18 protein-coding genes and 1 pseudogene are annotated in these 25,378 nt (G+C 59.5%); 12 read left to right on the forward strand and 7 right to left on the reverse strand.

Annotated elements, in window-relative coordinates; genetic code table 11:
* Position 1: 1 nt before the first annotated feature.
* The 6 genes from AO353_RS22710 (at position 2) to AO353_RS22735 (ending at position 6,875) form a co-directional block, all read left to right on the forward strand.
* Positions 2–1,417: a Y-family DNA polymerase gene (locus AO353_RS22710; protein ID WP_054596987.1), complete on the forward strand. Its 1,416-nt coding sequence runs from the start codon at positions 2–4 to the stop codon at positions 1,415–1,417.
* Positions 1,393–4,491, forward strand: a complete 3,099-nt coding sequence (locus tag AO353_RS22715) for an error-prone DNA polymerase (protein WP_203226129.1) — start codon at positions 1,393–1,395, stop codon at positions 4,489–4,491. Before AO353_RS22710 ends, AO353_RS22715 begins: the two co-directional genes overlap by 25 nt.
* 203 nt (positions 4,492–4,694) lie before the next feature.
* Positions 4,695–5,369: a CsgG/HfaB family protein gene (locus AO353_RS22720; protein WP_162491272.1), complete on the forward strand. Its 675-nt coding sequence runs from the start codon at positions 4,695–4,697 to the stop codon at positions 5,367–5,369.
* A 45-nt stretch (positions 5,370–5,414) separates the two neighbouring features.
* A complete protein-coding gene (locus AO353_RS22725; RefSeq protein WP_371917649.1) occupies positions 5,415–5,771 on the forward strand; it encodes a DUF4810 domain-containing protein in 357 nt (118 codons plus the stop codon).
* A complete protein-coding gene (locus AO353_RS22730) occupies positions 5,768–6,427 on the forward strand; it encodes a DUF799 domain-containing protein (protein ID WP_054596991.1) in 660 nt (219 codons plus the stop codon). Before AO353_RS22725 ends, AO353_RS22730 begins: the two co-directional genes overlap by 4 nt.
* A 208-nt stretch (positions 6,428–6,635) precedes the next feature.
* Positions 6,636–6,875 (forward strand): YdcH family protein, encoded by a 240-nt coding sequence (locus tag AO353_RS22735; protein WP_054596992.1) that lies wholly within the window; start codon positions 6,636–6,638, stop codon positions 6,873–6,875.
* 77 nt (positions 6,876–6,952) lie between these two features.
* On the opposite strand, the gene AO353_RS22740 is transcribed toward AO353_RS22735, so the two are convergent.
* Together AO353_RS22740 and AO353_RS22745 are read right to left on the reverse strand one after the other, a co-directional pair.
* A complete protein-coding gene (locus AO353_RS22740; RefSeq protein ID WP_054598304.1) occupies positions 6,953–8,107 on the reverse strand; it encodes a sterol desaturase/SRPBCC family protein in 1,155 nt (384 codons plus the stop codon).
* A 112-nt stretch (positions 8,108–8,219) separates the two neighbouring features.
* Positions 8,220–9,083 (reverse strand): LysR family transcriptional regulator, encoded by an 864-nt coding sequence (locus AO353_RS22745; protein ID WP_054596993.1) that lies wholly within the window; start codon positions 9,081–9,083, stop codon positions 8,220–8,222.
* Between the two features lie 139 nt (positions 9,084–9,222).
* Here AO353_RS22745 and AO353_RS22750 point away from each other — a divergent pair, with 139 nt between their 5' ends.
* The 4 genes and pseudogenes from AO353_RS22750 (at position 9,223) to AO353_RS22765 (ending at position 14,348) form a co-directional block, all read left to right on the forward strand.
* A complete protein-coding gene (locus AO353_RS22750) occupies positions 9,223–11,847 on the forward strand; it encodes an MGH1-like glycoside hydrolase domain-containing protein (protein ID WP_054596994.1) in 2,625 nt (874 codons plus the stop codon).
* Positions 11,848–12,669: 822 nt separating this feature from the next.
* A complete protein-coding gene (locus tag AO353_RS22755) occupies positions 12,670–13,644 on the forward strand; it encodes a zeta toxin family protein (RefSeq protein ID WP_054596995.1) in 975 nt (324 codons plus the stop codon).
* A gap of 116 nt (positions 13,645–13,760) precedes the next feature.
* Positions 13,761–14,055: pseudogene (locus AO353_RS31960) on the forward strand (type II toxin-antitoxin system RelE/ParE family toxin).
* 2 nt (positions 14,056–14,057) lie between these two features.
* On the forward strand, positions 14,058–14,348 hold the full coding sequence (locus AO353_RS22765) for an addiction module antidote protein (RefSeq protein WP_054596996.1): 291 nt from the start codon (positions 14,058–14,060) through the stop codon (positions 14,346–14,348).
* Positions 14,349–14,611: 263 nt separating this feature from the next.
* Here the strand turns inward: AO353_RS22765 and AO353_RS22770 are convergent, their stop codons facing one another.
* The 3 genes from AO353_RS22770 to AO353_RS22780 all read right to left on the reverse strand — a co-directional run bounded on the left by AO353_RS22770 (position 14,612) and on the right by AO353_RS22780 (position 17,842).
* Positions 14,612–16,459, reverse strand: coding sequence for an amidohydrolase (locus tag AO353_RS22770; RefSeq protein WP_162491292.1), 1,848 nt, complete (start codon positions 16,457–16,459; stop codon positions 14,612–14,614).
* Between the two features lie 307 nt (positions 16,460–16,766).
* On the reverse strand, positions 16,767–17,081 hold the full coding sequence (locus AO353_RS22775; protein ID WP_019690779.1) for an SCP2 sterol-binding domain-containing protein: 315 nt from the start codon (positions 17,079–17,081) through the stop codon (positions 16,767–16,769).
* Between the two features lie 50 nt (positions 17,082–17,131).
* Positions 17,132–17,842 (reverse strand): histidine phosphatase family protein, encoded by a 711-nt coding sequence (locus AO353_RS22780; protein WP_054596998.1) that lies wholly within the window; start codon positions 17,840–17,842, stop codon positions 17,132–17,134.
* 205 nt (positions 17,843–18,047) lie between these two features.
* Here AO353_RS22780 and sohB point away from each other — a divergent pair, with 205 nt between their 5' ends.
* Together sohB and AO353_RS22790 are read left to right on the forward strand one after the other, a co-directional pair.
* Positions 18,048–19,070 (forward strand): protease SohB, encoded by a 1,023-nt coding sequence (gene sohB / locus AO353_RS22785; RefSeq protein ID WP_054596999.1) that lies wholly within the window; start codon positions 18,048–18,050, stop codon positions 19,068–19,070.
* A gap of 205 nt (positions 19,071–19,275) precedes the next feature.
* Positions 19,276–23,109: a dermonecrotic toxin domain-containing protein gene (locus AO353_RS22790; protein ID WP_054597000.1), complete on the forward strand. Its 3,834-nt coding sequence runs from the start codon at positions 19,276–19,278 to the stop codon at positions 23,107–23,109.
* A 77-nt stretch (positions 23,110–23,186) separates the two neighbouring features.
* Here AO353_RS22790 and AO353_RS22795 read toward each other — a convergent pair whose 3' ends face one another.
* Both AO353_RS22795 and AO353_RS22800 read right to left on the reverse strand, forming a co-directional pair.
* A complete protein-coding gene (locus AO353_RS22795) occupies positions 23,187–23,681 on the reverse strand; it encodes a DUF934 domain-containing protein (RefSeq protein ID WP_054597001.1) in 495 nt (164 codons plus the stop codon).
* Entirely contained in the window at positions 23,665–25,323 is a 1,659-nt protein-coding gene (locus tag AO353_RS22800; protein WP_054597002.1) for a nitrite/sulfite reductase, read from the reverse strand. Before AO353_RS22800 ends, AO353_RS22795 begins: the two co-directional genes overlap by 17 nt.
* Positions 25,324–25,378: the final 55 nt, after the last annotated feature.

A 25,378-nucleotide genomic window follows, 5' to 3' on the forward strand; every position in this document is an offset into this window, starting at 1 on the left:
CATGCGCTGGGTTTGTATCCTTTTCCCGCAACTGGCGCTGGACGCGGTGTTGCGTCAGCGCAGCGATCCTGACGAACCGCTGGTGTTGCTGAGCGGTCCGGCGCAGCGTCGGGTGTTGCAAGCGGTCAATGCGCCGGCGCGAGCATTGGGGCTGCGTCCAGGCCAGTCGATGACCGCCGCCCAGGCCTTGAGCAAGGCCTTTGTCAGCACCGACTATGACGTGGCCGAAATCGAGCATTGGCAGCAGTTTCTCGCCGCTTGGGCTTACCGCTTCAGCTCTCAGGTCAGCGTGCATTACCCGCGTGCGGTGCTGTTTGAAATCGAGTCGAGCCTGGGGCTGTTCGGGCCTTGGCCGCAGTTCGAGGCGCGGTTGCGCGCAGAACTCACGGCGCTGGGGTTTCGCCATCGACTGGTCGCGGCACCCAACCCGCTGGCCGCACGGGTCCTGGCCAATGCCTACGACGGTCTGGCGGTGCCGGACAATGACGCACTACGGCAATTGCTCGGGCAGATGCCTGTCGAGCGGATCGGGCTTGAGCAAACGGTCGCCACTGCACTGTCGCGCATGGGCTTGCGCACCTTGGGCCAGGTTCAGGCGCTGCCGCGTCAAACCCTGGCCCGACGCTTCGAGGCGCAAGTGCTCAAGCACCTCGATACCTTGTTGGGCGAACGGCCGCTGGCCCTGGGGTTTTATCTGCCGCCGGACCGTTTCGATGTGCGGATCGAGCTGAATTTCGATGTGCAATCCCATCAGGCATTGCTGTTCCCCTTGCGCCGGCTGACCGGTGATCTCTCGGCGTTCCTCTGTGGCCGGGACAGCGGCGTGCAGCGCTTTGACCTGCATCTGGAACACGCCGGGTTGCCGGACACGCTGATCAAGGTCGGCCTGCTGAGCGCCGAGCGTGATCCGGCGATGCTCTTCGAACTCGCGCGCGGTCGGCTGGAACAGGTGCAGGTCGAGGCGCCGGTGCGCGGTTTTCGGCTGTCGGCGCAGGACTTGCCGAGCTTCGTCCCGCAGCGCCGGGAGCTGTTCGACGAACGCCCGCAACAGTCCTTGCCCTGGGAACAACTGCGCGAGCGCTTGCGTGCGCGGCTCGGGGATGAGGCGGTGCAGGGCCTGGGTTTTCAGTCCGATCATCGACCGGAGTGTGCCTGGCTGCCGAATGCACAGCCTCAGGCCTGCCCGGCGCGGCCTGATGTACAGCGTCCCGGCTGGTTGCTGACCGAACCGTTACCCGTGCACGAAGGCACGGCGCGCATCCTCATGGGGCCGGAGCGCATCGAGTCCGGCTGGTGGGATGGCGCCGACGTGCGCCGCGATTACTACCTGATCGAAACCCGCACAGGCTCCAAGGCCTGGGCCTATCGTACGGTGGGCGAGGCCGGGCCGCTGTGGCTGCAAGGCTGGTTCGCATGAGCGCCGGCTACGCCGAACTGCACTGCCTGTCGAACTTCAGTTTCCAGCGCGGTGCATCGAGTGCCCTTGAGCTGTTCGAACGGGCCAAACGTCAGGGTTACCAGGCCCTGGCGATCACCGACGAGTGCACCCTGGCCGGTATTGTCCGTGCCTGGCAAGCGGCCAAGGCGCTGGAATTACCGTTGATCATCGGCAGTGAAATGCGCATCGAGAACGGCCCCAAGCTGGTGTTGCTGGTGGAAAACCTTGAGGGTTATCAGGCCCTGTGCCGGCTGATCACCCACGCCCGACGGCGTACGGAAAAGGGCCAGTACCGGGTGTTGCGCGAAGACTTCAACGGGCCATTGCCCGGACTGTTGGCGTTGTGGGTGCCAGATGCCGTTGACGCACTGGAACACGGCGCCTGGCTGAAAGGTATTTTCGGCGAGCGGCTGTGGCTGGCGGTCGAGCTGCATTACGGGCAGAACGACGCCCGGCGTCTGGCTGATTGGCAGGCCCTGGCTACCCGCTTGCAGATTCCGGTGGTGGCCAGCGGCGATGTGCACATGCATGCCCGTGGTCGGCGTGCATTGCAGGACACCATGACGGCAATTCGTCTGCATGTGCGGGTCGCCGACGCCGGGCAGCGCTTGCATCCCAATGGCGAACGGCACTTGCGCAGCCTTGAGGCGTTGCGTGAACTGTACCCAGCGTCGCTGCTTGAAGAAACGCTGATCATTGCCCGACGTTGTACTTTCGACCTCGGCCAGTTGCGCTACCAATACCCGCGTGAGCTGGTGCCTGAAGGGCAGACCCCGACTTCCTGGCTACGTCGGTTGACCGAACAGGGCCTGAGCAGACGTTGGCCTGAAGGGCCGGACAGCACGGTCATGGCGCTGATCGAAAAGGAGCTGAAGCTGATCGCCGAGCTCGGTTACGAGAGTTACTTCCTCACCGTCGAAGACATCGTCAGCTTCGCCCGCAGCCAGCGCATTCTGTGTCAGGGACGCGGTTCGGCCGCCAACTCGGCGGTGTGTTACGCGCTGGGAATCACTGAAATCGACCCGAGCCGGACGAGCATGCTGTTCGAGCGGTTCCTCTCCAAAGAGCGCAACGAGCCACCGGACATCGACGTCGATTTCGAGCACGAGCGCCGCGAAGAAGTCTTGCAGTACGTGTTCCAGCGTTACGGCAGGACGCGGGCCGCGCTGACGGCGGTGGTCAGCACTTACCACGGTGCCGGTGCGATCCGCGACGTGGCCAAGGCCCTCGGTTTGCCGCCGGATCAGGTCAACGCGCTGGCCGATTGCTGTGGCCATTGGAGCGACGATGTACCGCCGCTGGAGCGTCTGCGCGAAGGTGGCTTCGACCCGGACAGCCCGGTGTTGCGCCAGGTGCTGAGCTTGACCCGGCAGTTGATCGGCTTCCCCCGGCACCTGTCCCAGCATCCGGGCGGTTTCGTGATTTCCGAGCAGCCGCTGGACAGCCTGGTGCCGGTGGAAAACGCAGCCATGGCCGAGCGCACGATCATCCAGTGGGACAAGGACGACCTGGATATGGTCGGCCTGCTCAAGGTCGACATTCTTGCCCTCGGCATGCTCAGCGCCATTCGCCGCTGCTTTGACCTGCTGCGCGACCACCGCGGGCGAGACCTGAGCCTGGCCAACATACCGTCCGAGGACCCGCAAACCTACGAGATGATCAGCCGCGCCGACACCATCGGAGTGTTCCAGATCGAGTCTCGGGCGCAGATGTCGATGTTGCCCCGACTCAAACCCCAGAATTTCTATGATCTGGTGATCGAAGTGGCCATCGTTCGTCCCGGTCCGATCCAGGGTGGGATGGTGCACCCGTACCTGCGACGGCGTAACAAGGAAGAGCCGGAAACCTATCCCTCGGTGCAACTGGAGGCCGTGCTCAAACGCACTCTCGGCGTGCCGTTGTTTCAGGAGCAGGTCATGCAGATCGCGATTGTGGCCGCCGACTACAGTCCCGGCGAGGCCGATCAGTTGCGCCGTTGCATGGCGGCCTGGAAGCGCCATGGCGGTCTTGAGCCGCACCAGAAACGCCTTCGCGAAGGCATGCTGAAAAACGGTTACTCGGAGGAGTTCGCCGCGCAGATCTTCGAGCAGATCAAGGGCTTTGGCAGCTACGGTTTTCCCGAATCCCACGCCGCCAGTTTTGCCTTGCTGACCTACGCCAGCTGCTGGTTGAAATGCCATGAGCCGGCGGCGTTCGCCTGTGCGCTGATCAACAGTTGGCCGATGGGCTTCTACAGCCCGGACCAGATTCTCCAGGACGCTCGCCGGCATCATTTGCAGATTCGTCCGGTGGACGTGGCCGCCAGCGATTGGGACTGCAGCCTGGAGCCGATTGACGGCGAACAACCGGCGATTCGCCTGGGGTTGCGCATGATCAAGGGCTTTCGCGAGGACGATGCGCGTCGCATCGAAGCCGCGCGTTTGCAGGGTGAATTCATCGACATCGCCGACCTGGGCGAGCGCGCCCGACTCGATGTTCGAGCCCAAGAACAACTGGCCGACGCCGGAGCGTTACGCCGGCTGGCCGGTGATCGTCATCGCGCGCGCTGGGAAGTGGCGGGGGTGCAGAAACAACTCGGATTGTTCGCCGGGTTGCCGAGCCAGGAAGAGCCTTGCGTGGTGCTGCCCAAACCGACCGTGAGCGAAGACCTGCAAGCCGACTACAGCAGCGTCGGTACGACCCTCGGTCCGCATCCGCTGGCGTTGTTGCGCGATGAGTTGCGTGCCCGACGTTGCCGCAGCTCACGGGAATTGCTGGAGGTCGAACATGGACGCAACGTCAGCGTCGCCGGCCTGGTCACCGGCCGCCAACGCCCGGGCACGGCCAGTGGCGTGACCTTCGTGACCCTTGAAGATGAGTTCGGCAACATCAACGTCGTGGTCTGGCGCGACCTCGCCGAGCGTCAACGCAAAGCCCTGATCGGCTCGCAATTGCTCAAGATCGACGGCCGCTGGGAGAAGGTCGGCGAAGTCCGGCACCTGATCGCCGGACGCTTGAGCGACCTGAGCCCGTTGCTCAACGGCATCAGCGTGCATAGCCGGGATTTTCACTAGTCGCCATGATTATTCAAGAAACTGACGCCAGAAAATATAATCACTGTCATCAGTAGTGGCACTTTGGCATAATGCCGCCCGCTGACGTCCTGCACGTCGCTTATCGATTCGAATCCCCATCGCTTTTTCGCCACCACAATCCGCAGTGGCGGGTCGCTGTCATGCCGGGATAAACCGTTTTTCAGAAGGAATGCACAGTGAGAATGATCTCTCGAATGGTGGTATCAGGGGCAGCGATTGCCGTATTAGGCGCGATGGCCGGGTGTGCGACCGAAAGCTCCCGGGCATTGCCGGTAGCCAAAGTCGAAAGCGCCAGCCAGGCCTTTGTCGGTGTTCGAGTGCCGATGGCTGTCGGCAAGTTCGACAACCGTTCGAGCTACATGCGCGGGATCTTCTCCGATGGTGTGGATCGCCTCGGCGGTCAGGCCAAGACCATCCTGATCACTCACTTGCAGCAGACCAACCGCTTCAGCGTGCTGGACCGCGACAACATGGGCGAGATCCAGCAGGAAGCGGCGATCAAGGGGCAGTCCCAGCGCCTCAAGGGTGCTGATTTCGTGGTGACCGGCGACGTTACCGAGTTCGGTCGCAAAGAGACCGGCGATCACCAGCTGTTCGGCATTCTTGGCCGTGGCAAGACCCAGGTGGCATACGCCAAGGTCAATTTGAATATCGTCAATATCAGCACCTCGGAAGTCGTTTATTCGACCCAGGGCGCAGGTGAATACGCCTTGTCCAACCGTGAAGTCATCGGCTTCGGCGGTACTGCTGCCTACGATTCGACCCTCAACGGCAAGGTGCTCGACCTGGCCATGCGCGAGGCGATCAATCGCCTGGTGGATGGCATGAACTCGGGTGCATGGAAGCCGGGCAACTGATCAAGGTCGATGACAAGGAGCAGTACAAGCATGTTCAAGCGTTATATGTCGTGGGCGCCGATGGCGTCGATGTTGCTGGTCAGTGGCCTGCTGGCCGGATGCAACAGTCCGAAAACCCTTTATCAGTGGGAAGGCTACCAGCCACAGGTTTATGAGTATTTCAAAGGCGAAGAGCCCAAGGAAGCTCAGGCCGAAGCGCTGGAGCGCGACCTGCAAAAGATCAAGTCCACCGGCAAGACTCCGCCGCCTGGTTACCACGCTCACCTGGGGCTGTTGTACCTGAGCCTGGGCAAGGACGATCAGATGGTGCAGCAGTTCAGAACCGAGAAGACCCTGTTTCCCGAGTCGACGCCGTACATGAACTTTCTGCTTAAAAACGCCAAGACCGGAGATGCCCAATGATCGCGCGCTCATTGAAACTGATGGCCGGCTTGCTGGCCCTGGCCGTCCTCGGCGGTTGCGTCAGCCCCAAGACCGTGGACTACTCGGCTTACAAGCAAAGCCGTCCAAAAACCATTCTGGTGCTGCCGCCGCTGAACAACTCGCCGGACGTCAAGGCGTCCTACAGCATGCTCTCGCAGGTTACGTACCCGCTGGCTGAAGCCGGTTACTACGTGCTGCCGATCGCGCTGGTCGACGAGACGTTCCACCAGAACGGCCTGACCACGCCGGCGGACATCCACCAGGCGCCGGCCAACAAACTGCAAGAAATCTTCGGTGCCGATGCCGCGCTCTACATTACCGTGACTGACTACGGCACTCGCTACATGGTGATCTCCAGTGCAACCGTGGTTACCGCCAGCGCGAAACTGGTGGACCTCAAGACGGGCACGACCTTGTGGACCGGCTCGGCCAGCGCGTCGAGCGAAGAGGGCAACAACAACAGTGGAGGCGGTTTGTTGGGTGCGCTGATCACCGCAGCGGTCAAGCAGGTCATCAACAGCTCCACCGACGCCGGTCACCCGATTGCCGGTATCACCAGCGCACGACTGCTGTCGGCGGGACACCCGGCGGGCTTGCTGTACGGGCCGCGGTCGCCGATGTACGGCACCGACTGATATTCCGGTTGCCGACATGCGGTGCTCAACACAGCGGTGGGCACGAGACTATTCTGGTGGGTGAGGGCGCTGACAATATCGACACGTCCGACCAACGGTCACCGCTGGTCTGATTGATAGTCGACAGCGACCACCGAGCGAGGCCATTCTGATAACTGGCGAGCGCACGCAATGGCGTTCGCCACCGATCAACAAACGGAGGTGTTCCATGCCGGTTAATCATGACCTGTATCAGGACCTGAGCTGCTCAAAGGAAGTCATTCAGCAAAAGCGCGCCAATGATCCTCACCTGAACGCGCTGCTGGACAAATATTCGGATATCGACAAGCGTGTCCTGGAGGCAGAAGCCCAGGCTCTGGCAGATGACGAATTGAGGAAGCTCAAGGCAAAGCGCCTTTCAATCAAAGACGAAATATCCCGGAGTTTGAACGGTTCTGTCAGAACGTGACCACCGTGGGGGCGCGGTGTCGCCCCCTTGTTTGGCAGCCCGATTGCAAGCGTTGATTCAACATTGAGTGTTGCGTATCAGGCGATTGCCCCTGTCTGGGCCGGGATCGTCTGTTGCGCCATGTCGCGCAAGGCCAGCATCGAGGCTGCCGATTCGTGCTCGATACGCCGCTTGAGCAGCAGTCGATTGGCCAGGCGCATCAGTCGTCCGCTGAAGCGGTATTCCAGGGTGCGAACGAAGCGCGTGCTGCCACCCTCGCTGGCGCATTCATAAGTCAGCAGCAGCTCCAGACCATGATCACCCTGAGCGCGAGCGCTCCAGCGTCGCCCCGGCAAATACTCCTCGACCTCCCAGCTCAGATGCCCGGCTCGTCCACCCGCATGAATGTCCTCTTCAAAACGTGCCCCCGCGTGCAGCGGTCCTGGCGGGCCGTCGACTTTCAGCGATGATGGGTGCCACTCAGGCCAACGCGTCGCGGTGCTGGCGTAGGCAAGCACCGAGATCGGGTCGCGCCCGATGTCGATCCGGTGTTGCAGGCGGGTCATGGGCGCTCGTCTCGTTTGAAGGTGCGAATGATCGGGTTCAGCCTCCCAATACAGCGTGCCAAACAGGTAGTCCATTAGCGGGAAAACGATATTGAAATTGCGCTCCTGCATCAGCTCGCGACGGTGATGCAGTGCGTGTAGGCGGCGCATCTGGCAAATCCACGGCAGGCGGGTGACGGGATTGCCCGGCGGCAGATGTTCGCAGGCGTGAAACACCTCGTAGGCCAGATAGCCAAGGATCATGCAGCCTGCGAACAGTCCGGCGATGTTGCCATTGAGATGTTTGAGCAGCCACCAGGCGGGCAGGGTGATCGCCAGGCTGTGCAGCACAATCAGCCACGCCGGAAACAGAATCACCCGCCAGTCGCGCGCAGAATCGTAGGTCATGTAGCCGGGGGCGAAAAAACTGTGGTGATCGCCTGCGTGTCGGGCATAGAACAACCGCGCAAAAGCCTTTTTGTGATGGCCCAGGTGGCGGTGCACCACGTAGACCGCGAAATTGAAAAACAACAGCGTCAGCGGCACCGCCAGCCACTCCAGCGGTTGCACCTGGTGCACGGTGCTCCAGAACAGCGTGATGCCCAGCACACCGAAGGCCAATACAAAACCGCCGTGCAGCCACGGGTTGTAGAGCCGATGAATATCGGCCCGGTAACGGGCACGAAACGCCTGCGTGGTTTGCCTCACCGCGATCACCTGTTGTCGTTGTTATTAACAAAAGACTAGTCGCGGAGAAATTATTCAGCCAATGGATGTCGGGAATGAGTGGGTATTCACGCCGAACGGGTATGGATGTTGCTCAGATCAACGGATCCCAGCGCTGCGACCAGTCGCTGTCGGTCTTGACCAGTTCGCGCAACAACTCGAAGGCCTGTTGCAGCACCGCCGAGTCGCGATCCCGCGAATACACCAGATAGGTCGGGTAACTGAATTCCGGGGCTTTGGGCACCCGTTCCAGCACGCCGCTGTCGAGGTAGGTCTGAACCACCCGAGTGCGGAAATAACCGGTGCCACCGTTCTGCAGGATGTATTGCAGCGCCAGCGGGCCGAGATTGAAGCTCACCGCGGCTTTGGCCTTGTCCGGCAGCGCCGCGTCGTGCTGGCGCCGGAACTCCTTGCCCCAGTCGATATAGACGTAGGGTTCGGGTCTGGACGGCAGGCGCACCAGAATGAGTTTCTCCTCAAGCAGTTGCTCCACTTGCAGCTGTGGCCAGTACTCGGGTTGAAACACCAGCGCGGCATCCAGCACGCCCAATTCCAGCTGGCGCAGCAGGTTTTCGCCGTCGCGGATTTCTGTGCGCAAGGCGTGGCTGGGGATCTTCTCACGCAGTTCGCGGGCCCAACTGAGCATCAATGGGTTGCACAAACTGACCTCGCCGCCGATGTGCAGCACATTGCGGTAGCCTTCCGGCAACGGCAAATCCCGGCGCGCGGCTTCCCACGTCTGTACCAGCTGATTGGCGTACACCACGAAGGCTTCACCGTCTGCGGTCAGGCGAGCGCCAGCGCGGTTGCGCACGAACAAGGTGCTGGCGAGCTGGCTTTCGAGCTTCTGTACCCGAGCGGTGATCGCGGTCTGGGTGACGTGCAGCTTATCGGCGGCGGCCGCAAGACTGCCGCAGCGAACGATTTCCAGAAAGGTACGGGCGAGATCGATGTCCATAAGCAGTCGCTCAGGTGAAGAGCCCCGCAGTGTAGAGCAAGCGCGCCTGAACTCGAACTGAATGAGCAGGAAGCGGCATGCACGGGGGCGAATCCTCGCTCTACACTGCAAACCATCCCGGACAACAACGGACGTTCCCATGACAGCGCAGTCGGCCACGAACATTCTCGGCACCGTCGAAGGCCAGCGTCTGGTTGGCGATGAGGCCGAGTGCTGGCGTGAGTGGGGCCCGTATTTGAGTGAACGGCAATGGGGCACCGTGCGCGAGGACTACAGCGCCGATGGCGATGCCTGGACCTATTTCCCGCATGAGCACGCCCGTAGCCGGGCCTATCGTTGGGGCGAGGACGGGTTGGCCGGGTTCTGCGACCGGGCCCAGCACTGGTGCATCGGGTTGGGGCTATGGAACGAGCGCGACCCGATTCTCAAGGAGCGCCTGTTTGGCCTGAACAATGCCGAAGGCAATCACGGCGAGGACGTCAAAGAGCTGTATTTTTATGTCGACGGGGTGCCGAGCCATGCCTACATGCGCATGCTCTACAAATACCCGCAAGCTATGTTTCCCTATGCCGACCTGGTGGCTGAAAACGCTCGTCGCGGCCTTTGCGATACCGAGTATGAAATCCTCGATACCGGGGTGTTCGAGGACGACCGCTACTTCGACGTAACGGTGGAATACGCCAAGAACAGCCCGGACGATCTGTTGATGCGGGTCACCGTGCACAACCGTTCGGATCTGCCGGCGCGTCTGCGAGTCTTGCCCCAGGTGTGGGCGCGCAATACCTGGAGTTGGGGCGGTGACCGACACATGCCCAGCCTGACGCTGACCGGTGACTCGGTCCTGGCGCGGCACCCGATGCTCACGGACCGGCAACTCAGTGCCTGGGGCGAGGAGGAGTGTGAGTGGCTGTTCTGCGACAACCAGACCAATCATCCGAAACTCGACGGTGTGCCCGCCAACGGCCCGTTCAAGGATGGCATCAACGATTATCTGGTCGACGGTGTGGCGGGGGCGATTCGGCGTGACGCCGGTACTCGGGTCGCGGCGCATTTTGTTCTCGAACTGGACGGGCTGGCGCGCAAATGCATCTACCTGCGCTTTGCGCCGACCGTCGCGCCCAAGGTCAACGCCAAGGCGCTGTTCGAACGCCGCCGCTTGGAGGCCGATGACTATTACGCGGTGCTGCAAGCACAGATGACGGACCCGGACGCACGTAACGTTCAGCGTCAGGCGCTGGCCGGGCTGCTCTGGTCCAAGCAGCTGTATTACTTCGACGTCAATCGCTGGCTCGATGGCGACCCCGGACAACCCTCGCCACCGCCCGGACGGCTGAACATCCGCAACACCCATTGGCGGCATTTGTCGAACTCCGACATCGTTTCCATGCCCGATACCTGGGAATATCCGTGGTACGCCTCGTGGGACCTGGGCTTTCAGGCCGTTGCTTACGCGTTGATCGATCCGGGTTTTGCCAAGCATCAACTGCTGCTGTTGGTCAAAGACCGCTTCATGCACCCCAACGGTCAACTGCCGGCCTATGAGTGGCGTTTCGACGATGCCAACCCGCCGGTGCATGCCTGGGCCAGTTGGCGGGTGTATCAGCGTGACAAGGCCTTGACCGGTGTCGGCGATATGGATTTTCTCGAGCGGATTTTCCACAAGCTGCTGCTGAATTTTTCCTGGTGGGTCAACCGCAAGGATGCCGAAGGTCGCAACCTGTTCCAGGGCGGGTTTCTCGGGCTGGACAACATTGCGCTGTTTGATCGTTCGGCCGCGTTACCCCCCGGTTTTCACCTGGATCAGGCCGACGGTACGGCGTGGGTAGCGGCGTATTCACTGGACTTGATGCGGATTGCCCTGGAACTGGCCAAGCGCAATCCGGTGTACGTCGACATCGCGGTGAAATTCTTCGAGCACTTCCTCTATATCGCTGGCGCCATCAACCGCGTGGACGATGCCGCGGAAGGGTTGTGGGATGAGCAGGATCAGTTTTTCTACGATGTGCTGCACCGCCCGGATGGCGTCAGCGAACCGCTGCGCCTGCGCTCCATCGTTGGCTTGATGCCACTGTTTGCGGTGCAGGTGCTGGAACAGCATGAGCACGAGGGGTTGCCGGGCTTGCGTGAACGTTTATTGGGCTTCCTGCATCATCGGCCGGACCTGGCAAGTCTGATTTCACGCTGGACCGAGCCTGGAAAAGGCAATCGGATCCTGCTCGCGCTGTTGCGTGGCGAGCGCACCAAAAACCTGCTCAAGCGCATGCTCGATGAGGCCGAGTTCCTCTCCGAATTCGGCGTTCGCTCCTTGTCCAAAGCCTTCGCCGAGCATCCGTTTGGCATGCAGATCAATGGCAATAAACTGTGTGCCGACTATGAACCGGCGGAATCCGGTTCGCGGCTGTACGGCGGCAATTCCAACTGGCGCGGGCCGTTGTGGATGCCGATCAACTACCTGCTGATCGAGTCGTTGCGTGAGTTTCATCGCTACTACGGCGAAAATTTTTCGGTCGAATACCCCAGCGGCTCAGGCTATCTGGCATCGCTTGCCCAGGTAGCCGACAGTTTGAGCCAGCGTCTGACCCGACTGTTCTTGCGGGATGAAAACGGTAGCCGACCGTCGATGGTCGGCTACGCGCAGCTCCAGGCCGACCCGTTGAGCTGCGACCTGGTGCTATTTCACGAGTATTTCCACGGCGAAACCGGCCGCGGCCTGGGTGCCAGCCATCAAACCGGCTGGAGCGCGCTGGTCGCGTTGTTGCTCTAGCAGGATCGTTCCCACGCGCCGCAAAGGAATGCCTCTAGAGGCGCTCCGCGTCCAGTGACGCGGAGCGTCACGGGCTGCATTCTCACGCGGGAGCGTGGGAACGATCAGCGTGTTGGCGTGCTACTGCGGTGAGTCCGGTGGGTCGAGGTGATCGAGGGCGCGATTCACAGCCAAGTCGACATCCGGTGCGATGACGAAAATACAGCCAGGACGTCGGTCGGCTAACAACTGCTTGGTCTCGGGTAGCACCAGGTAATGATCGAGCGCGCGCTGTGCGGCGGCGCGGAGTTCTCTTGAATCGAGGGACGCGTAGGGGGAGCGGGGTCGGTTTCAGAGGGGTTCTGGGTGGTTTTGAACATGGTGAACCTCACTTTGTCATCGAGAAGCACCTTGATTTCGAGGCCGCCAAGCCCGTTCGCTGAATGGTCAGCGACACGGAAACGATAGGGGTGAGAGCCAATACGCACAAACCGGCGGATTCTGGTGCAAGTGTAGGCCGTGACGCAAGGCGCTGTAGCCTCTGATGGGCACAGCGTGGGCAAGCTTAAATACCTGTCGTAGCAGCTGCCGAGCCCGCGAGGCGACGTTCGGCCGCGGGGCGGTCGTAAATCATGCAACACGTTCTTTCAGGTAAACCGCGCACGCAGGGTTTGCGAGGGCTCGGCAGCTGCTACAGGGGCGGGCCCTACACCTTGGCAAGGCAGTTCCGGTACACACGCAGGTGTTATCTATGTAGGGCCTCAAGTGGATGGCCAAGGCATAAAGTGACCCCTGATCTTCAGGCAAGAAGATCGGACATCCACTTAAAGGGAATTAACCAACGTGCCAAACAGCAATGAATACTCATACACAGACGAACAGGTGAAAGCAGCGTTTTCAGACATCAGCACCAGTCTGTTCAAGGACAAGGTCATTAGCACCTCCAACCCGCAAATGCTGATCGTGGCGGGTATCCAGGGCTCGGGGAAAACCTGGTTGTTGGAAGAGTCACTGCTTAAAACCGACAAATACTTGAACTACATCAGGCTGTATCTACCGGAATACCGCAAAAAGCATCCGCAGTATTCGCAGATGCAAGCCCACGGCGTGCTGCACGTGTATGAGCACACCGAGGCCTTTGTGCGGGCGGTGTGCACAGAAGTCTTCAAGAAGGCCTTTGCCGAGAAGTACAACATCATCATGGAGTCGGCGCTGGACTTGGCAGACTTCGCGGCCTTCCCGCCGCTGGCCGTGTCAGCCGGCTATCAGTTTGAAGTTCACGTGGTGGCCTGCAAAAAAGAGTTCACCCATTTGTCGACAATCACCCGTGGCTTGAAGAGCCTTCAAGACGAGCAACTGGAACGCTTCCTGAGACTCTCGGAGCTTGAGACAAGTCTGGGTAATGCCGAGAAAGTGCTTAACGCTTTTGAAGAGGCTTGCGTGAAGAAGGTCGGTTCTCAAATCACCCTGTATGAGCGTGGGTTCGGTGAGCTGAAAAACCGAAAGGTCGTCTGTCGCAGCCAGTGCGACACGCTCGGTCAATTGACCGCGCAATCGGTGGTCGATCATAAGGGGGCGACAGTGACTGTCGCTGACAACCCGGTCGCCATCGAGCGAGCACCCGGAAAAACCTCACGCTCCTGTTACGCAGCCTATAACCACATCGTCAGCGCCGAAGTAAGCCTGCGGCGTGACCGACGGGAGATGGTGTGGGATTGCCAACTCGCGCTGCTGGAGGTGCTACGCCTGAATAATCAGGTCCCCGCATTCGTCAACACCGACCTGGTGGGTTACGTGTTCAAGCATTTGCATCGCTGATGGTTTCTTTCACGTCAAGACGCATTCGCTTGATTGGAGGTGGCTGAGAAGAATCTCTCGCCCCTTCGACTCACAAAACACGGTTGCTTTCTGTCTCCAATTGGATACATTTCCTCGTGACTTATCTGATCCAGCAAACCAAGTATTTTGCTCATTGGCTTGTATCTGTGTGTGATATACGCGCAAGCGATTGCCATCGCTCGACGCATTGATCGAGCCACAACGGGCAACCTGGGCGATGTGAAGCCAGTAGGTGAAGGTGTATCCGAGGTGCGCGTTGATGTCGGGGCTGGATACCGCGTGTATTTCACAATGCGCGGCGGTGTTGTCGTGGTCCTGCTGGCTGGCGGGGGCAAGTCCACTCAACCTTCCGATATCCGGCAGGCCAAAAGATTGGCAAAGGAGGTTTAAAAATGTCCGATACCCTTATGCCGTTTGATATGGCGGAGCTCCTGGACACTGACGAAGCGGTCGGTGAATACCTCTCTCAGGTTCTGGCCGAGGGCGACACTGACGAGTTCATCCGTGCAGTTGGATACGTCGCAAAAGCGCGCGGCATGGCCCAGATTGCGAATGACTCAGGCCTTGGCCGGGCGAGCTTGTACAAAGCATTTTCGCCAGGCGCCAAGCCACGCTTCGACACGGTGATTAAAGTGATGCGTGCGATGGGCATTGAGCTCCACGCCACCGTTGGGCGTGCTTGAAATCCTTGAACAACAAGCCCGCCAATGGCGCAATGCTGTTCACTTAAGCCGATGTTTCAGGCACAACCGCAGTTGTGGCGAGGGAGCTTGCTCCCGCTGGGGCGCGAAGCGGCCCTGAATTGATGCTGGGCGCGGCGCCTGAATTGGCCTGCTACGCAGTCCAGCGGGAGCAAGCTCCCTCGCCACAGATACTTCTCAGGCCTCCAGACTTCCTTAAGTGAACAGCATTGCGCCATTGGCGGGCTTACTGTCAAAGGCATTCGTCAAAACGCAAAACACGAACAGCCAAACGCGCCCCAGAATCCCTGGACGTCGCTGACGGGTGCGTTCGACAAGCGCGCCCGCTCATGGCTGTGGGCATGCACTGCGCAGGTGCCTGCGCATTGATGCATCTGGGCGGTGAGCGGTGCCAAGGGTTTCCAGTGCCCCGGCACGTTCACCACCGGTGACCAGTCGGGCATGACCGGCAAACGCGGTGGGCCGAGTTTTTCGAATTCGAGGCTGCCGTACACCACCTTGCCGTCGACCACGGTCAGCACCGATTCAATCCATTTGATCGCTTCGTCGTCGACGCTGAAGTAGTCGGCAGACAACGCCACCAGATCGGCCAGTTGCCCGACCTTGATCTGACCTTTTGAGCCTTGCTCGGAGGAGAACCAGGCACTGCCATGGGTGTAGAGTTCCAGCGCCGTGTCGCGGCTCAGGCCTTGCGGGTACAACTCCAGGCCGCCGACGGTGCGGCCGCTGACCAGCCAGTAGAGCGACGTCCATGGGTTGTAGCTGGAAACCCGCGTGGCGTCGGTGCCGGCACCGACCGGGATGCCTTCGGCGAGCATGCGCTGGATCGGTGGGGTGTGCTCGGCAGCCTTGGCGCCGTAACGGTCGACAAAATACTCACCCTGAAAGGCCATGCGGTCCTGAATCGCAACGCCGCCGCCCAGTGCACGAACCCGCTCGATGTTCTGCGGGGTGATGGTTTCGGCGTGATCGAAGAACCACGGCAGCCCGTCGAACGGGATATCGCGGTTGACCTTTTCGAAGACGTCGAGCATTCGGCTTATCGATTCGTTGTAGGTGGCGTGCAGGCGAAATGGCCAGCGCTGCTCCACCAGATGGCGCACCACCGGTTCCAGTTCCTGCTCCATGGTTTGCGGCAGATCGGGGCGTGGTTCGAGGAAGTCTTCAAAGTCGGCGGCGGAGAACACCAGCATTTCGCCAGCGCCGTTGTGCCGCAGGAAATCGTCACCCTGGCCGTAGCGCGAGGTGCTGGTCCAGTTCTTGAAGTCGGTCAGCTCTTCCTTGGGTTTTTGGGTGAACAGGTTGTAGGCGATGCGCACGCTCAGTTGCCGGTCTTTCGCCAACTGCTGGATGACCTGATAGTCGTCAGGGTAATTCTGAAAGCCGCCACCGGCATCGATGGCGCTGGTGACACCGAGGCGATTGAGTTCGCGCATGAACTGCCGGGTCGAGTTGACCTGATAGTCCAGCGGCAACTTCGGCCCCTTGGCCAGCGTCGAGTAGAGAATCATCGCATTCGGGCGGGCGATCAGCATGCCCGTAGGGTCACCATTGGCATCGTGCTGGATTTCGCCACCCGGCGGGTTCGGGGTCTTGCGGTCATAGCCCACCACTTTCAGCGCCGCGCGGTTGAGCAGGGCGCGGTCATACAGGTGCAGGACGAACACCGGGGTGTCAGGTGCAGCCTTGTTCAGCTCTTCAATCGTCGGCAGACGCTTTTCGGCGAACTGAAACTCGGTCCAGCCGCCGACCACGCGCACCCATTGCGGTGCCGGCGTGCGGTCGGCCTGATCCTTGAGCAGGCGCAAGGCGTCGACCAATGACGGCACGCCTTCCCAGCGCAGTTCGAGGTTGTAGTTCAGGCCACCACGGATCAGGTGCAGGTGCGAGTCGTTGAGGCCAGGGATCACCGTACGTTTTTGCAGGTCGATGACTTGCGTGCTGGCGCCGCGCAGGGGCATGACGTCCGTATCATTGCCGACGGTAATAAACCGCCCGTCCTTGATGGCGACCGCGCTCGCAAGGGGTTTATCCCGGTCGACCGTGTGCATGCGACCGTTGAACAGGATGAGATCGGCTGGGGAGTTGGTCATGCTGGTGCTCTGCGCAAATAGAGGACTGGTCCAGGCGCTGACGGTGCCTGCCGAAAGGCCTTGCAGTACGCGGCGGTGGTTGAAATCGTCGTGTTCATCAGGTGGGTTCATGGCGCCGTTCTCCGCAGGTGTTCGGTCGAGCGAGCAGCCGAATGTGCGAGCCATACGGCCAGCAAAGAATATAGACGGCAAATCCGCAGTCGATGTGTCGGGCGGGCACATTTACGACCGGCAGAAACGACGAATCCCGCCATAAGGGCGGGATTCGTAGGCAGCCAGAGGGCTCCCGAGGCTGGGAGCCGTCGTCTTAGCTTGGGAACAGCTCGGACAGTTTCATGGCCAGCATCATGTCGCCTTCAGCGCGCAGTTTGCCGCCCATGAATGCCTGCATGCCGTCGGTCGAACCGTCGACGATGCCTTCCAGGGTTTCGCCGTCCATGACCAGAGTCACTTGAGCGTCCGGGTTCTCGCCTTCTTTCAGCTCGCACGTGCTGTCTTTAACGATCAGCGAGAAGTTCTTGGTGTCGTCGATGCGGAAACCGAAAACCAGGTCCAGACCGGCAGCAGCGGCTGGGTTGAACTTGGCTTTCATGGCTTGTACGGCGTCAGCTACGGAGGTCATGGTTCGATCCTTTTATGAAGTGTTACAGCAAGGGTCACAGTGATCCGGACTCAACGGAAAGTGATGAGTTCCGGGGCCTTCAGCAGTTGCAAATGTGCATGACTGTTGAAGGAAGCCAGTGTCACCTCGCGACCACGGAACTTCAGTTGGTTGAGCGAGGTGTTAACGATTTGCCAATTCAGCTCAAAGGCCTGCCTGGCCGGCATTTGAGTAATCAGGTGGAGCAGGGCAGTGATGGTCCCGCCGGAGGTGAACACGGCGATTTTCTGGGTGTTGTCGGCCTGTTCGAGAATACGCTGCAAACCGGCCTGGACCCGCTCGACGAAGCCTGGCCAGCTTTCCAGCCCCGGTGGGTCGTAAGTACCGGCCAGCCAACGCTCGATGATCAAGGCAAAGATTCGCTGAAACTCGCCGCGATTCTGCGCGGCATTGCGCAGAATATTCAGGGCTTCGGGTTCTTCGGGCAGCAGGTCTGGAATCAGCGCGCGAATCACCGCGTCGGCGTCGAACTCGTTGAAAGCCGAATCGATTTCCAGCGGCGGCACTGGCAGGCCGACAGCGCCGAATTGTGCCAGGGCACTGCTGGCGGTGTGTTGCTGGCGGCGCAGGTTGCCCGACAGGCAGCGATCGAAACTCAATCCCAGTTCAGCCAGGTGACTGCCGAGAATTTCTGCCTGGCGAATACCGGTTGGCGACAGCACGTCGTAGTCGTCTGCACCGAAAGAGGCCTGGCCATGTCGAATCAAATAGATGCTGCCCACGTCCGCGTCATCCGGGTACGTTGAAGGTTTTGCGAGGTTATGAGGATGGCGATGAGCTGTCAATGAAAAAACATACGCTTGTTTGAAATGCTCGTTGGAGGCCTGTCACAGAAGGTTTCACGACTGGTCGCAACGCGGCTGCATGGGTATGCTGAAGGTATACGCGTCCGCGTGTTCTGCGGCGCACTGTCGTTAAGGAGTCAATGTGGATTTTCTTGCCGAGTACGCAAGTTTTCTGGCTAAAACCGTTACCCTGGTGATCGCTATTCTGGTGGTCCTGGCCAGCTTCGCGGCGTTGCGCAGCAAAGGCCGGCGCAAGTTCACGGGCCAGTTGCAGGTCAGTAAACTCAATGATTTCTACAAGGAACTGCGTGAGCGCCTGGAGCAGACACTGCTCGACAAGGACCAGCTCAAGGCCTTGCGTAAATCCGAAGCCAAGTCCGAGAAAAAACAGAAGAAAAAGCCGGAGGCCAAACCGCGGGTGTTCGTGCTGGATTTCGATGGTGACATCAGGGCTTCAGCGACTGAAAGCCTGCGCCATGAAATTACCGCGTTGTTGTCCCTGGCCACGCCAAAGGACGAAGTCGTGCTGCGCCTGGAAAGCGGCGGTGGCATGGTTCACAGCTACGGTCTGGCGTCCTCGCAACTGGCGCGCATTCGTCAGGCCGGTGTGCCATTGACCGTGTGTATCGACAAGGTCGCGGCCAGCGGCGGTTACATGATGGCGTGCATCGGCGAGAAGATCATCAGTGCGCCGTTTGCCATTCTGGGTTCGATCGGGGTGGTGGCACAGTTGCCTAACGTCAATCGCCTGCTGAAAAAGCACGACATCGACTTTGAAGTCCTGACGGCGGGTGAGTACAAGCGCACGCTGACAGTGTTTGGCGAAAACACCGAGAAGGGCCGGGAGAAGTTCCAGGAAGACCTGGATGTGACTCACGAACTGTTCAAGAACTTCGTCTCACGCTACCGGCCGCAACTGGCCATCAATGAAGTGGCCACCGGTGAAGTCTGGCTGGGTGTTGCCGCACTCGAAAAACGACTGGTCGATGAGCTGAAAACCAGTGATGAATACCTCGCCGAACGGGCCAAGGGCGCAGAGCTGTTTCACCTGCATTATGCCGAACGCAAGAGCCTGCAAGAACGCGTCGGCCTGGCGGCCAGCGGTTCGATTGATCGGGTCTTGCTGACGTGGTGGAGCCGTCTCACCCAGCAGCGTTTTTGGTAGGGAACACGGGGCCCGCCAATGCGGGCCCGTTTTTACGGTGTCGAGTGCAATGCTCGACGCTGCTCAGTTTCGAGTGTTTACCCGCCGTATTTCAGGTCTTTTGAGGCCGTCGCGTTTTCCCATCGGATTGAGGATATTTCCTGCTTTTTTTGCGGCAGGCGATGCATAAGCTCTTAGCTCCCGAATCAACTGCAAAGGATTGCAAATGATGGCGCTAGAGAGTCAACACCAGCCTGTCACACGCCGGTTATCTGCTCGGAACAAACAGCCACTGTCGAGCCTTGCACTGGACGCCGTATTGCCTTCGACTCCGACCCAATATGCCGCGAAGCTGATCAAGGAACGTTGGGGAGCAGAGTTATTGGCTGCTCGCCTGGTTGACCTCAATTACCATTTTTATGGTTACCCTGCACAACAGAACGTGCAGCAAGGCCGGGTCAGAAAATCACAAAGCCTGGTACAGGCCCTGTTGTCCAACCATCAGACCGTGGGCGCGGGTCGTTTCGGGGAAACGGGATTCGGCCTGTACACGCCTCCTGTCGTGGGCCCGGAAGTCCAAATCGTCGAGATCGATGAGTCTATCAATCCAGACGGCGGGTTCCTGGACTATGAGGGCATCTACCGCCAGACCAACCCTCAGCTCTACGGTCCGAGCACTCAGCTAAAGCTGCAGCCGGCAGCGTTCAAAAAGTGGGTGTGGGAGCTGGAGTTCAAGGACAAATACACCGCTTATGTGCACGCTGCGTGGCCTTCCGACGAGGTTTGTCTTGCCCCCCAAGGTTATCCGCTGCGCACTTCGGTCAAGACGGCCTTTGTCATGGCGGCTTATTTGCAACACCGGGAAAACAGCCTGACCCAGGACGGACTCAAACTGGCACTGCAGGTTGCCGGGTTTGATCCGCAGCAAACGTGGGAGCAACTGACGGTTGAGCAATTGCAGGCCTGGGCGACGACCGAGTCCTCCATAGAGGCTGCGCGTCTGGTCATTTACCGTTATGTATCGAGCGATATCTGGAGCTTTCGAGAGAAAACCAGTGAGCGGATTTTGCTTTATATCCCGAGTAACTCTTCTCCGTTCCACGAGTTCGCCGATCAAAAGGCGTTACACAAATGGGTGGTCGATGTGGGCCGGGACGTCGCCCGGCGGGATGCTCTGGCAGCGCATTTTTCCGAAGATGACCGGCAGGACGGCACATTCCACGCGGGCGTGTCGACCGCGTTGGACGGCATGGCGATTTACCCCAAACAGCATCATTTGAAGAAAGGCCATGGTTTTTTCAACGATGATGGTTACTGGGATCCTGCCGATTACATTCACTTCGAGGTTGCGACGTCTCCAGCCGATCCCTTCGCGCAGTGGGTGTTGCTGATGAAGCAAGCGGCCCAGTCCAGTATTGAATCGATTCGAGACGATACCCAGGTCAATCGGGATGATTTGAGTGCGGTGGTTCAGCCCATTGTGCAATGGATCAACAAATTTGGTCCCTTGGCGTTGTTCGTTCCGGGTGGCGAAGGTTTGTTGGCGCTGGCCGGACTTATCGATGCCGGTTATGGATTGGCTCAGGCGGTTGATGGCAAGACCGCTGAAGAGCGTTCGGCAGGTGTCACGCGTACCGTATTCGGTTTGCTCAATGCCTTGCCACTGGCCGCGGAAGGGGCAGCCATCAAGGCCGAAGAACATGCCGTCGGCATCGGGTCTGAACCCGGTCCTGCCCCCGCGTTTATGGACGAACCCTTGTCCGGCGAGTCCTCGCTGGTGGCCGAAAATGTTGCACCTTCCGCCGTTGGCGCTGAACGGGCGCAGCTGATGCGAGGTATTGGGCCGAGTGTCCAGGCATTCAGTGATGAGGTTCTGGCCCAGATAGCTCATGTCAGCCCCGTGGATGATGATGTATTACGCCTGATGCACACCGGGCAGCGGTCACCGGCTCCGGTGCTGGCGGATACCATCAGTCGTTTCACGCTCGATCAGGATCTGCAGCGTGCCATTGACGCGCTACCCGAAGGCTCTGTGCAGGCCGAACAGCTAAAAAGCACGCGAGTCGAACAGTTCAGGCAGCGCTACGACGCGCTACAGCAATCGGATAATGACTGGCTCAGGTTGTTTCGGGATCAATACCCCGGTTTGCCGAAAAGTGCGGTGGAGCAAATGCTCGACAGGTCGGGAGTGGACATTGCTGCGCCCCACACACTGGCTGACGCCAAGCGAGTGCTCGGGCAGTTGGGCGGCAAGGCGCAGCAGTACACGCAGAATGTACGTCTGTGCCGCGCCTATGAGGGGCTTTATCTAAAGTCGGTCGAAAACGCCGACAGTGATGTTCTTGTATTGCAGACGCTGGAACGGCTGCCGGGCTGGTCGCGTGCGACTCGAATCGAGGCGCTCTACGGGCGGGTCGGTACGGCTGACTTTGATCAAGCGCTGCTCGGGCTTCTGCCGCAAGAACAACGCGCGGCCCTTGGTTTGCGTCCAGGCCATGAATGGCAGGACTTGCAGTTAATAATTCGGGAAAACACCCTGTCGCGCTCCGAGTTGATGCTGGGGCTACACAGGATCGACTCCGGATTGCCCTTTCAGCGTTTCGGGTTGCACGGCGGTGGATTCCCTGACACCGCGCAGTTCGGCGAGCTGTCCACAGAAATCATGCGGCTTCAGGTTAAAGAGATTTATCCTGCTTTTACGACTGAGCAGGCGGATGAGTTTCTATTGAATGCAGGTGCCCAGGCTCAGGCTGATCTTTATCGACTGAGGTTGCAGTCAGAGCAACTACGTTTCGATATCACCGGTTGGATCGAAAACATCACCGATGATATCGAAGAGATGGATATAGATATTCTGCTCGCGGGTGATGAGGGCACGGAGGGAATGAGCGACGCCGAGATTAAGGCGGAGAACGACGCGCGCATAGACGAGTGGATGGATATTGAACGTGATACCCGATATGAGCTGGCCGAAGACCTGATCGCCATTTGGCAAAAGCGTAGCGGGCCAGAAAGCCGGGTTTATCGGGACGGACAGTTCATCGGCTTTCACCTGGATATGGACTTCGAGCAGATGCACTACCTCCCGCAGCTCAACGTAAAGTTGAATGACGTAGTCTCTCTCACCATGCCGAATTTCAAGTTAACGCAGCGCGGCAGCCTTAACGGATTCCTTGAGTGTTTCCCCAACCTTCGCACATTGAATATGCAGGGCGTTGATCTACGACTCTTTGACCAGAATGGCATAGCGGTTGGTCGATTGCCGCCTGCCATCGGCCAGTTGTCTCGGCTTGAGGTCTTGAACCTGAAAGCGACCCGGCTGGTCCTGACGGAGGGAACCGTAGGCCAACTCGCCGAGCTCACCCGACTTCAGGAGCTCGATCTAAGCGAAAATCCGTTGGGTCTCCCACCGCCAGTGTTTGAGATGTCCGAATTGCGTCAACTCAAGTTGAGGCGTGCGGAGCTTAAATCTTGCCCGACTTTTGCTCTGGATTTTCCTGGCCTGGAGCGCTTGGATCTTCGTGATAACCAGCTTGTCCGAGTGCCTGAATCGGTTCGTAAGCAGTCGGTGGCCGTGGGCAACGTCTTGCTTTCAGGTAATCCGCTAACCGACGTAGACAGTCTGCAATGGGTTGTAGCCCATCGAAAGCAGACGGGGATCAATTTATGGATGGGGTCAGCGGTACACGATGTTACCAGTCCAAACACGTGGTTGACCGGGCTTCTCCCTGAGCAGGCGGCACAACAGACTGCACGCTGGGAGCGTGTGTTTGCAAAAGAGGGGAGTGATCGTTTCTTCGGTACTTTGGACGCGCTGACACGCACGGCCGATTTCCTGGTGGACTATGCACCTTTGCAACAGCGAGTGTGGCGAATGGTTAATGAGATGGATGCTTCGCAGGAGCTTTGCCAGCACCTGTTCGAGGGCGTGGAATGGTCGATTTTCGATAGGGATGATCCGTTTGCCAGTTTTGTACGACTGGAAGACAGAATCACTTTATTCAAGGAGCCGCCAGTGAAAAAAGCCAGTCTCGATGGTGAGACTTTTCAAGCGTCGTAGGTGGAGCGAGGAGTCTGTAGCCACAATAAAAAACCTTGAGCCCGACATAGGTGCCGGGCTCAAGGTTTTTTTGTCGATCAGCGGCGACGGAACAGCGGCAGCGGTTCGTCGGTGGCGGCCTGGTAGGTCACCGAGAAGTCCTTGAGGCTTTCAAGGGCTTCGTACGGGTCCTTGTCGGCGCGCAATGCATACGCGTCGAAACCGCAGCGGTGCAGGTAGAACAACTGATCGCGCAGCACATCGCCGATCGCCCGCAGTTCGCCCTTGTAGCCGTAGCGGTCACGCAGCAGGCGCGCGTTGGAGTAGTTGCGCCCGTCGGTGAAGGCCGGGAAGTTCAAGGCAATGACCTGGAAGTGATCGACGTCGTCACCGATTTCCTCGGCTTCTTCATCGGCATCCAGCCACACCCCCAAACCGCCATCACGCGCCTTGAGCGCATGCGCGTGATCGCGCCACAGGGCCAGCGGGACGATCAGGTCGTCGCAGTTGGAAATGCCGTCGAAAGTCGCGTCCTTGGGCAACAAGTGCCAGGTTTCGTCGATGACTTCGTTGTTCTTAATTATTCGCTGCATAGACGCGTTCCTTGAAGAGGTCGATGCCGATACGTTGATAGGTGTCGATGAAGCGTTCGTCTTCGGTACGTTGTTCCACGTACACGTCGATCAGCTTCGAGATCACGTCAGGCATGTCGTCCTGGGCAAAGGACGGGCCGAGGATCTTGCCCAGGCTGGCGTCACGGCTGGCGCTGCCACCGAGGGATACCTGGTAGAACTCTTCACCTTTCTTGTCCACTCCGAGGATGCCGATGTGGCCGACGTGGTGGTGACCACAGGCGTTCATGCAGCCGGAAATGTTCAGGTCCAGTTCGCCGATGTCGAACAGGTAGTCCAGGTCATCGAAACGGCGCTGGATGGCTTCGGCGATAGGAATCGACTTGGCGTTGGCCAGGGAGCAGAAGTCGCCACCGGGGCAGCAGATGATGTCGGTCAGCAGGCCGATATTCGGTGTAGCGAAGCCTTGCTCGCGCAATTCACCCCACAGGGTGAACAGTTGGCTCTGCTCGACGTCAGCCAGAATGATGTTCTGCTCGTGAGAGGTGCGCAGCTGGCCAAAACTGTAGCGGTCGGCCAGGTCGGCAACGCCATCGAGCTGCTTGTCGGTCAGGTCGCCCGGAGCAACGCCGGTCGGCTTGAGCGACAGGGTTACCGCGACATACCCCGGCTTCTTGTGAGCCAGGGTGTTGCGGGTGCGCCAGCGAGCAAAGCCCGGATATTGCTTGTCGAGTTCAGCCAGTTCTGCCGTCTGATCGTTCAGGACGTTGTAGTCCGGATCGACGAAGTGCTTGGCGACGCGATGCACTTCAGCCTCGGTCAGTGTGGTCTGGCCACCGCGAAGGTATTCCATTTCCGCGTCGACTTTTTGTGCGAAGACTTCAGGCGTCAGGGCCTTGACCAGAATCTTGATCCGCGCCTTGTACTTGTTGTCGCGACGACCATAGCGGTTGTACACACGCAGGATGGCGTCGAGGTAGCTCAACAGGTCTGGCCACGGCAGGAATTCATTGATGAACGCGCCAACGACAGGCGTTCGGCCGAGGCCACCACCGACCAGCACGCGGAAACCCAGTTCGCCTGCGGCGTTGTGCACCGGCTCAAGGCCGATGTCATGGACTTCAATGGCTGCACGGTCCGAGGTCGAACCGTTGATGGCGATCTTGAACTTGCGTGGCAGGTAGGCGAATTCCGGGTGGAAGGTGGTCCACTGACGGACGATTTCGCACCACGGACGCGGATCGATCAACTCGTCGGCAGCGACACCGGCGAACTGATCGGTGGTGACGTTGCGCAGGCAGTTGCCGCTGGTCTGGATAGCGTGCATCTGCACGGTCGCCAGCTCAGCCAGGATGTCCGGGATGTCTTCCAGTGCCGGCCAGTTGAACTGGACGTTCTGCCGGGTACTGATGTGGGCATAGCCCTTGTCGTAGTCGCGGGCAATCTTGGCCATCATTCGCGTCTGGCGCGAAGTCAGTTGGCCATAAGGCACGGCAACCCGCAGCATCGGAGCGAAGCGCTGGATGTAAAGGCCATTTTGCAGGCGCAGGGGGCGGAATTCTTCTTCGCTCAGCTCGCCTGCCAGATAGCGTCGGGTCTGATCACGGAACTGCTTGACGCGGTCCTCGATGATCCGCTGATCGTACTCGTCGTATACGTACATATAGGTCCTGTTCTCAGGCTTGGGCCAATCAGGAACAGCTGCGTTTTCCGCTCGC

The sequence above is a fragment of the Pseudomonas fluorescens genome (genome assembly GCF_001307155.1).
In the GTDB taxonomy this organism is placed as follows: Bacteria; Pseudomonadota; Gammaproteobacteria; order Pseudomonadales; family Pseudomonadaceae; genus Aquipseudomonas; species Aquipseudomonas helvetica.

Excerpts from the sequence above, each read along its gene's own strand:
- AO353_RS22800 (WP_054597002.1), bottom strand. The coding sequence starts at position 25,323 with ATGTACGTATACGACGAGTACGATCAGCGGATCATCGAGGACCGCGTC.
- AO353_RS22750 (WP_054596994.1), top strand. The coding sequence starts at position 9,223 with ATGACAGCGCAGTCGGCCACGAACATTCTCGGCACCGTCGAAGGCCAG.
- AO353_RS22720 (WP_162491272.1), top strand. The coding sequence starts at position 4,695 with ATGATCTCTCGAATGGTGGTATCAGGGGCAGCGATTGCCGTATTAGGC.
- AO353_RS22770 (WP_162491292.1), bottom strand. The coding sequence starts at position 16,459 with ATGACCAACTCCCCAGCCGATCTCATCCTGTTCAACGGTCGCATGCAC.
- AO353_RS22730 (WP_054596991.1), top strand. The coding sequence starts at position 5,768 with ATGATCGCGCGCTCATTGAAACTGATGGCCGGCTTGCTGGCCCTGGCC.
- AO353_RS22725 (WP_371917649.1), top strand. The coding sequence starts at position 5,415 with ATGTCGTGGGCGCCGATGGCGTCGATGTTGCTGGTCAGTGGCCTGCTG.
- AO353_RS22745 (WP_054596993.1), bottom strand. The coding sequence starts at position 9,083 with ATGGACATCGATCTCGCCCGTACCTTTCTGGAAATCGTTCGCTGCGGC.
- AO353_RS22795 (WP_054597001.1), bottom strand. The coding sequence starts at position 23,681 with ATGCAGCGAATAATTAAGAACAACGAAGTCATCGACGAAACCTGGCAC.
- AO353_RS22790 (WP_054597000.1), top strand. The coding sequence starts at position 19,276 with ATGATGGCGCTAGAGAGTCAACACCAGCCTGTCACACGCCGGTTATCT.
- AO353_RS22735 (WP_054596992.1), top strand. The coding sequence starts at position 6,636 with ATGCCGGTTAATCATGACCTGTATCAGGACCTGAGCTGCTCAAAGGAA.
- AO353_RS22775 (WP_019690779.1), bottom strand. The coding sequence starts at position 17,081 with ATGACCTCCGTAGCTGACGCCGTACAAGCCATGAAAGCCAAGTTCAAC.
- AO353_RS22710 (WP_054596987.1), top strand. The coding sequence starts at position 2 with ATGCGCTGGGTTTGTATCCTTTTCCCGCAACTGGCGCTGGACGCGGTG.
- AO353_RS22765 (WP_054596996.1), top strand. The coding sequence starts at position 14,058 with ATGTCCGATACCCTTATGCCGTTTGATATGGCGGAGCTCCTGGACACT.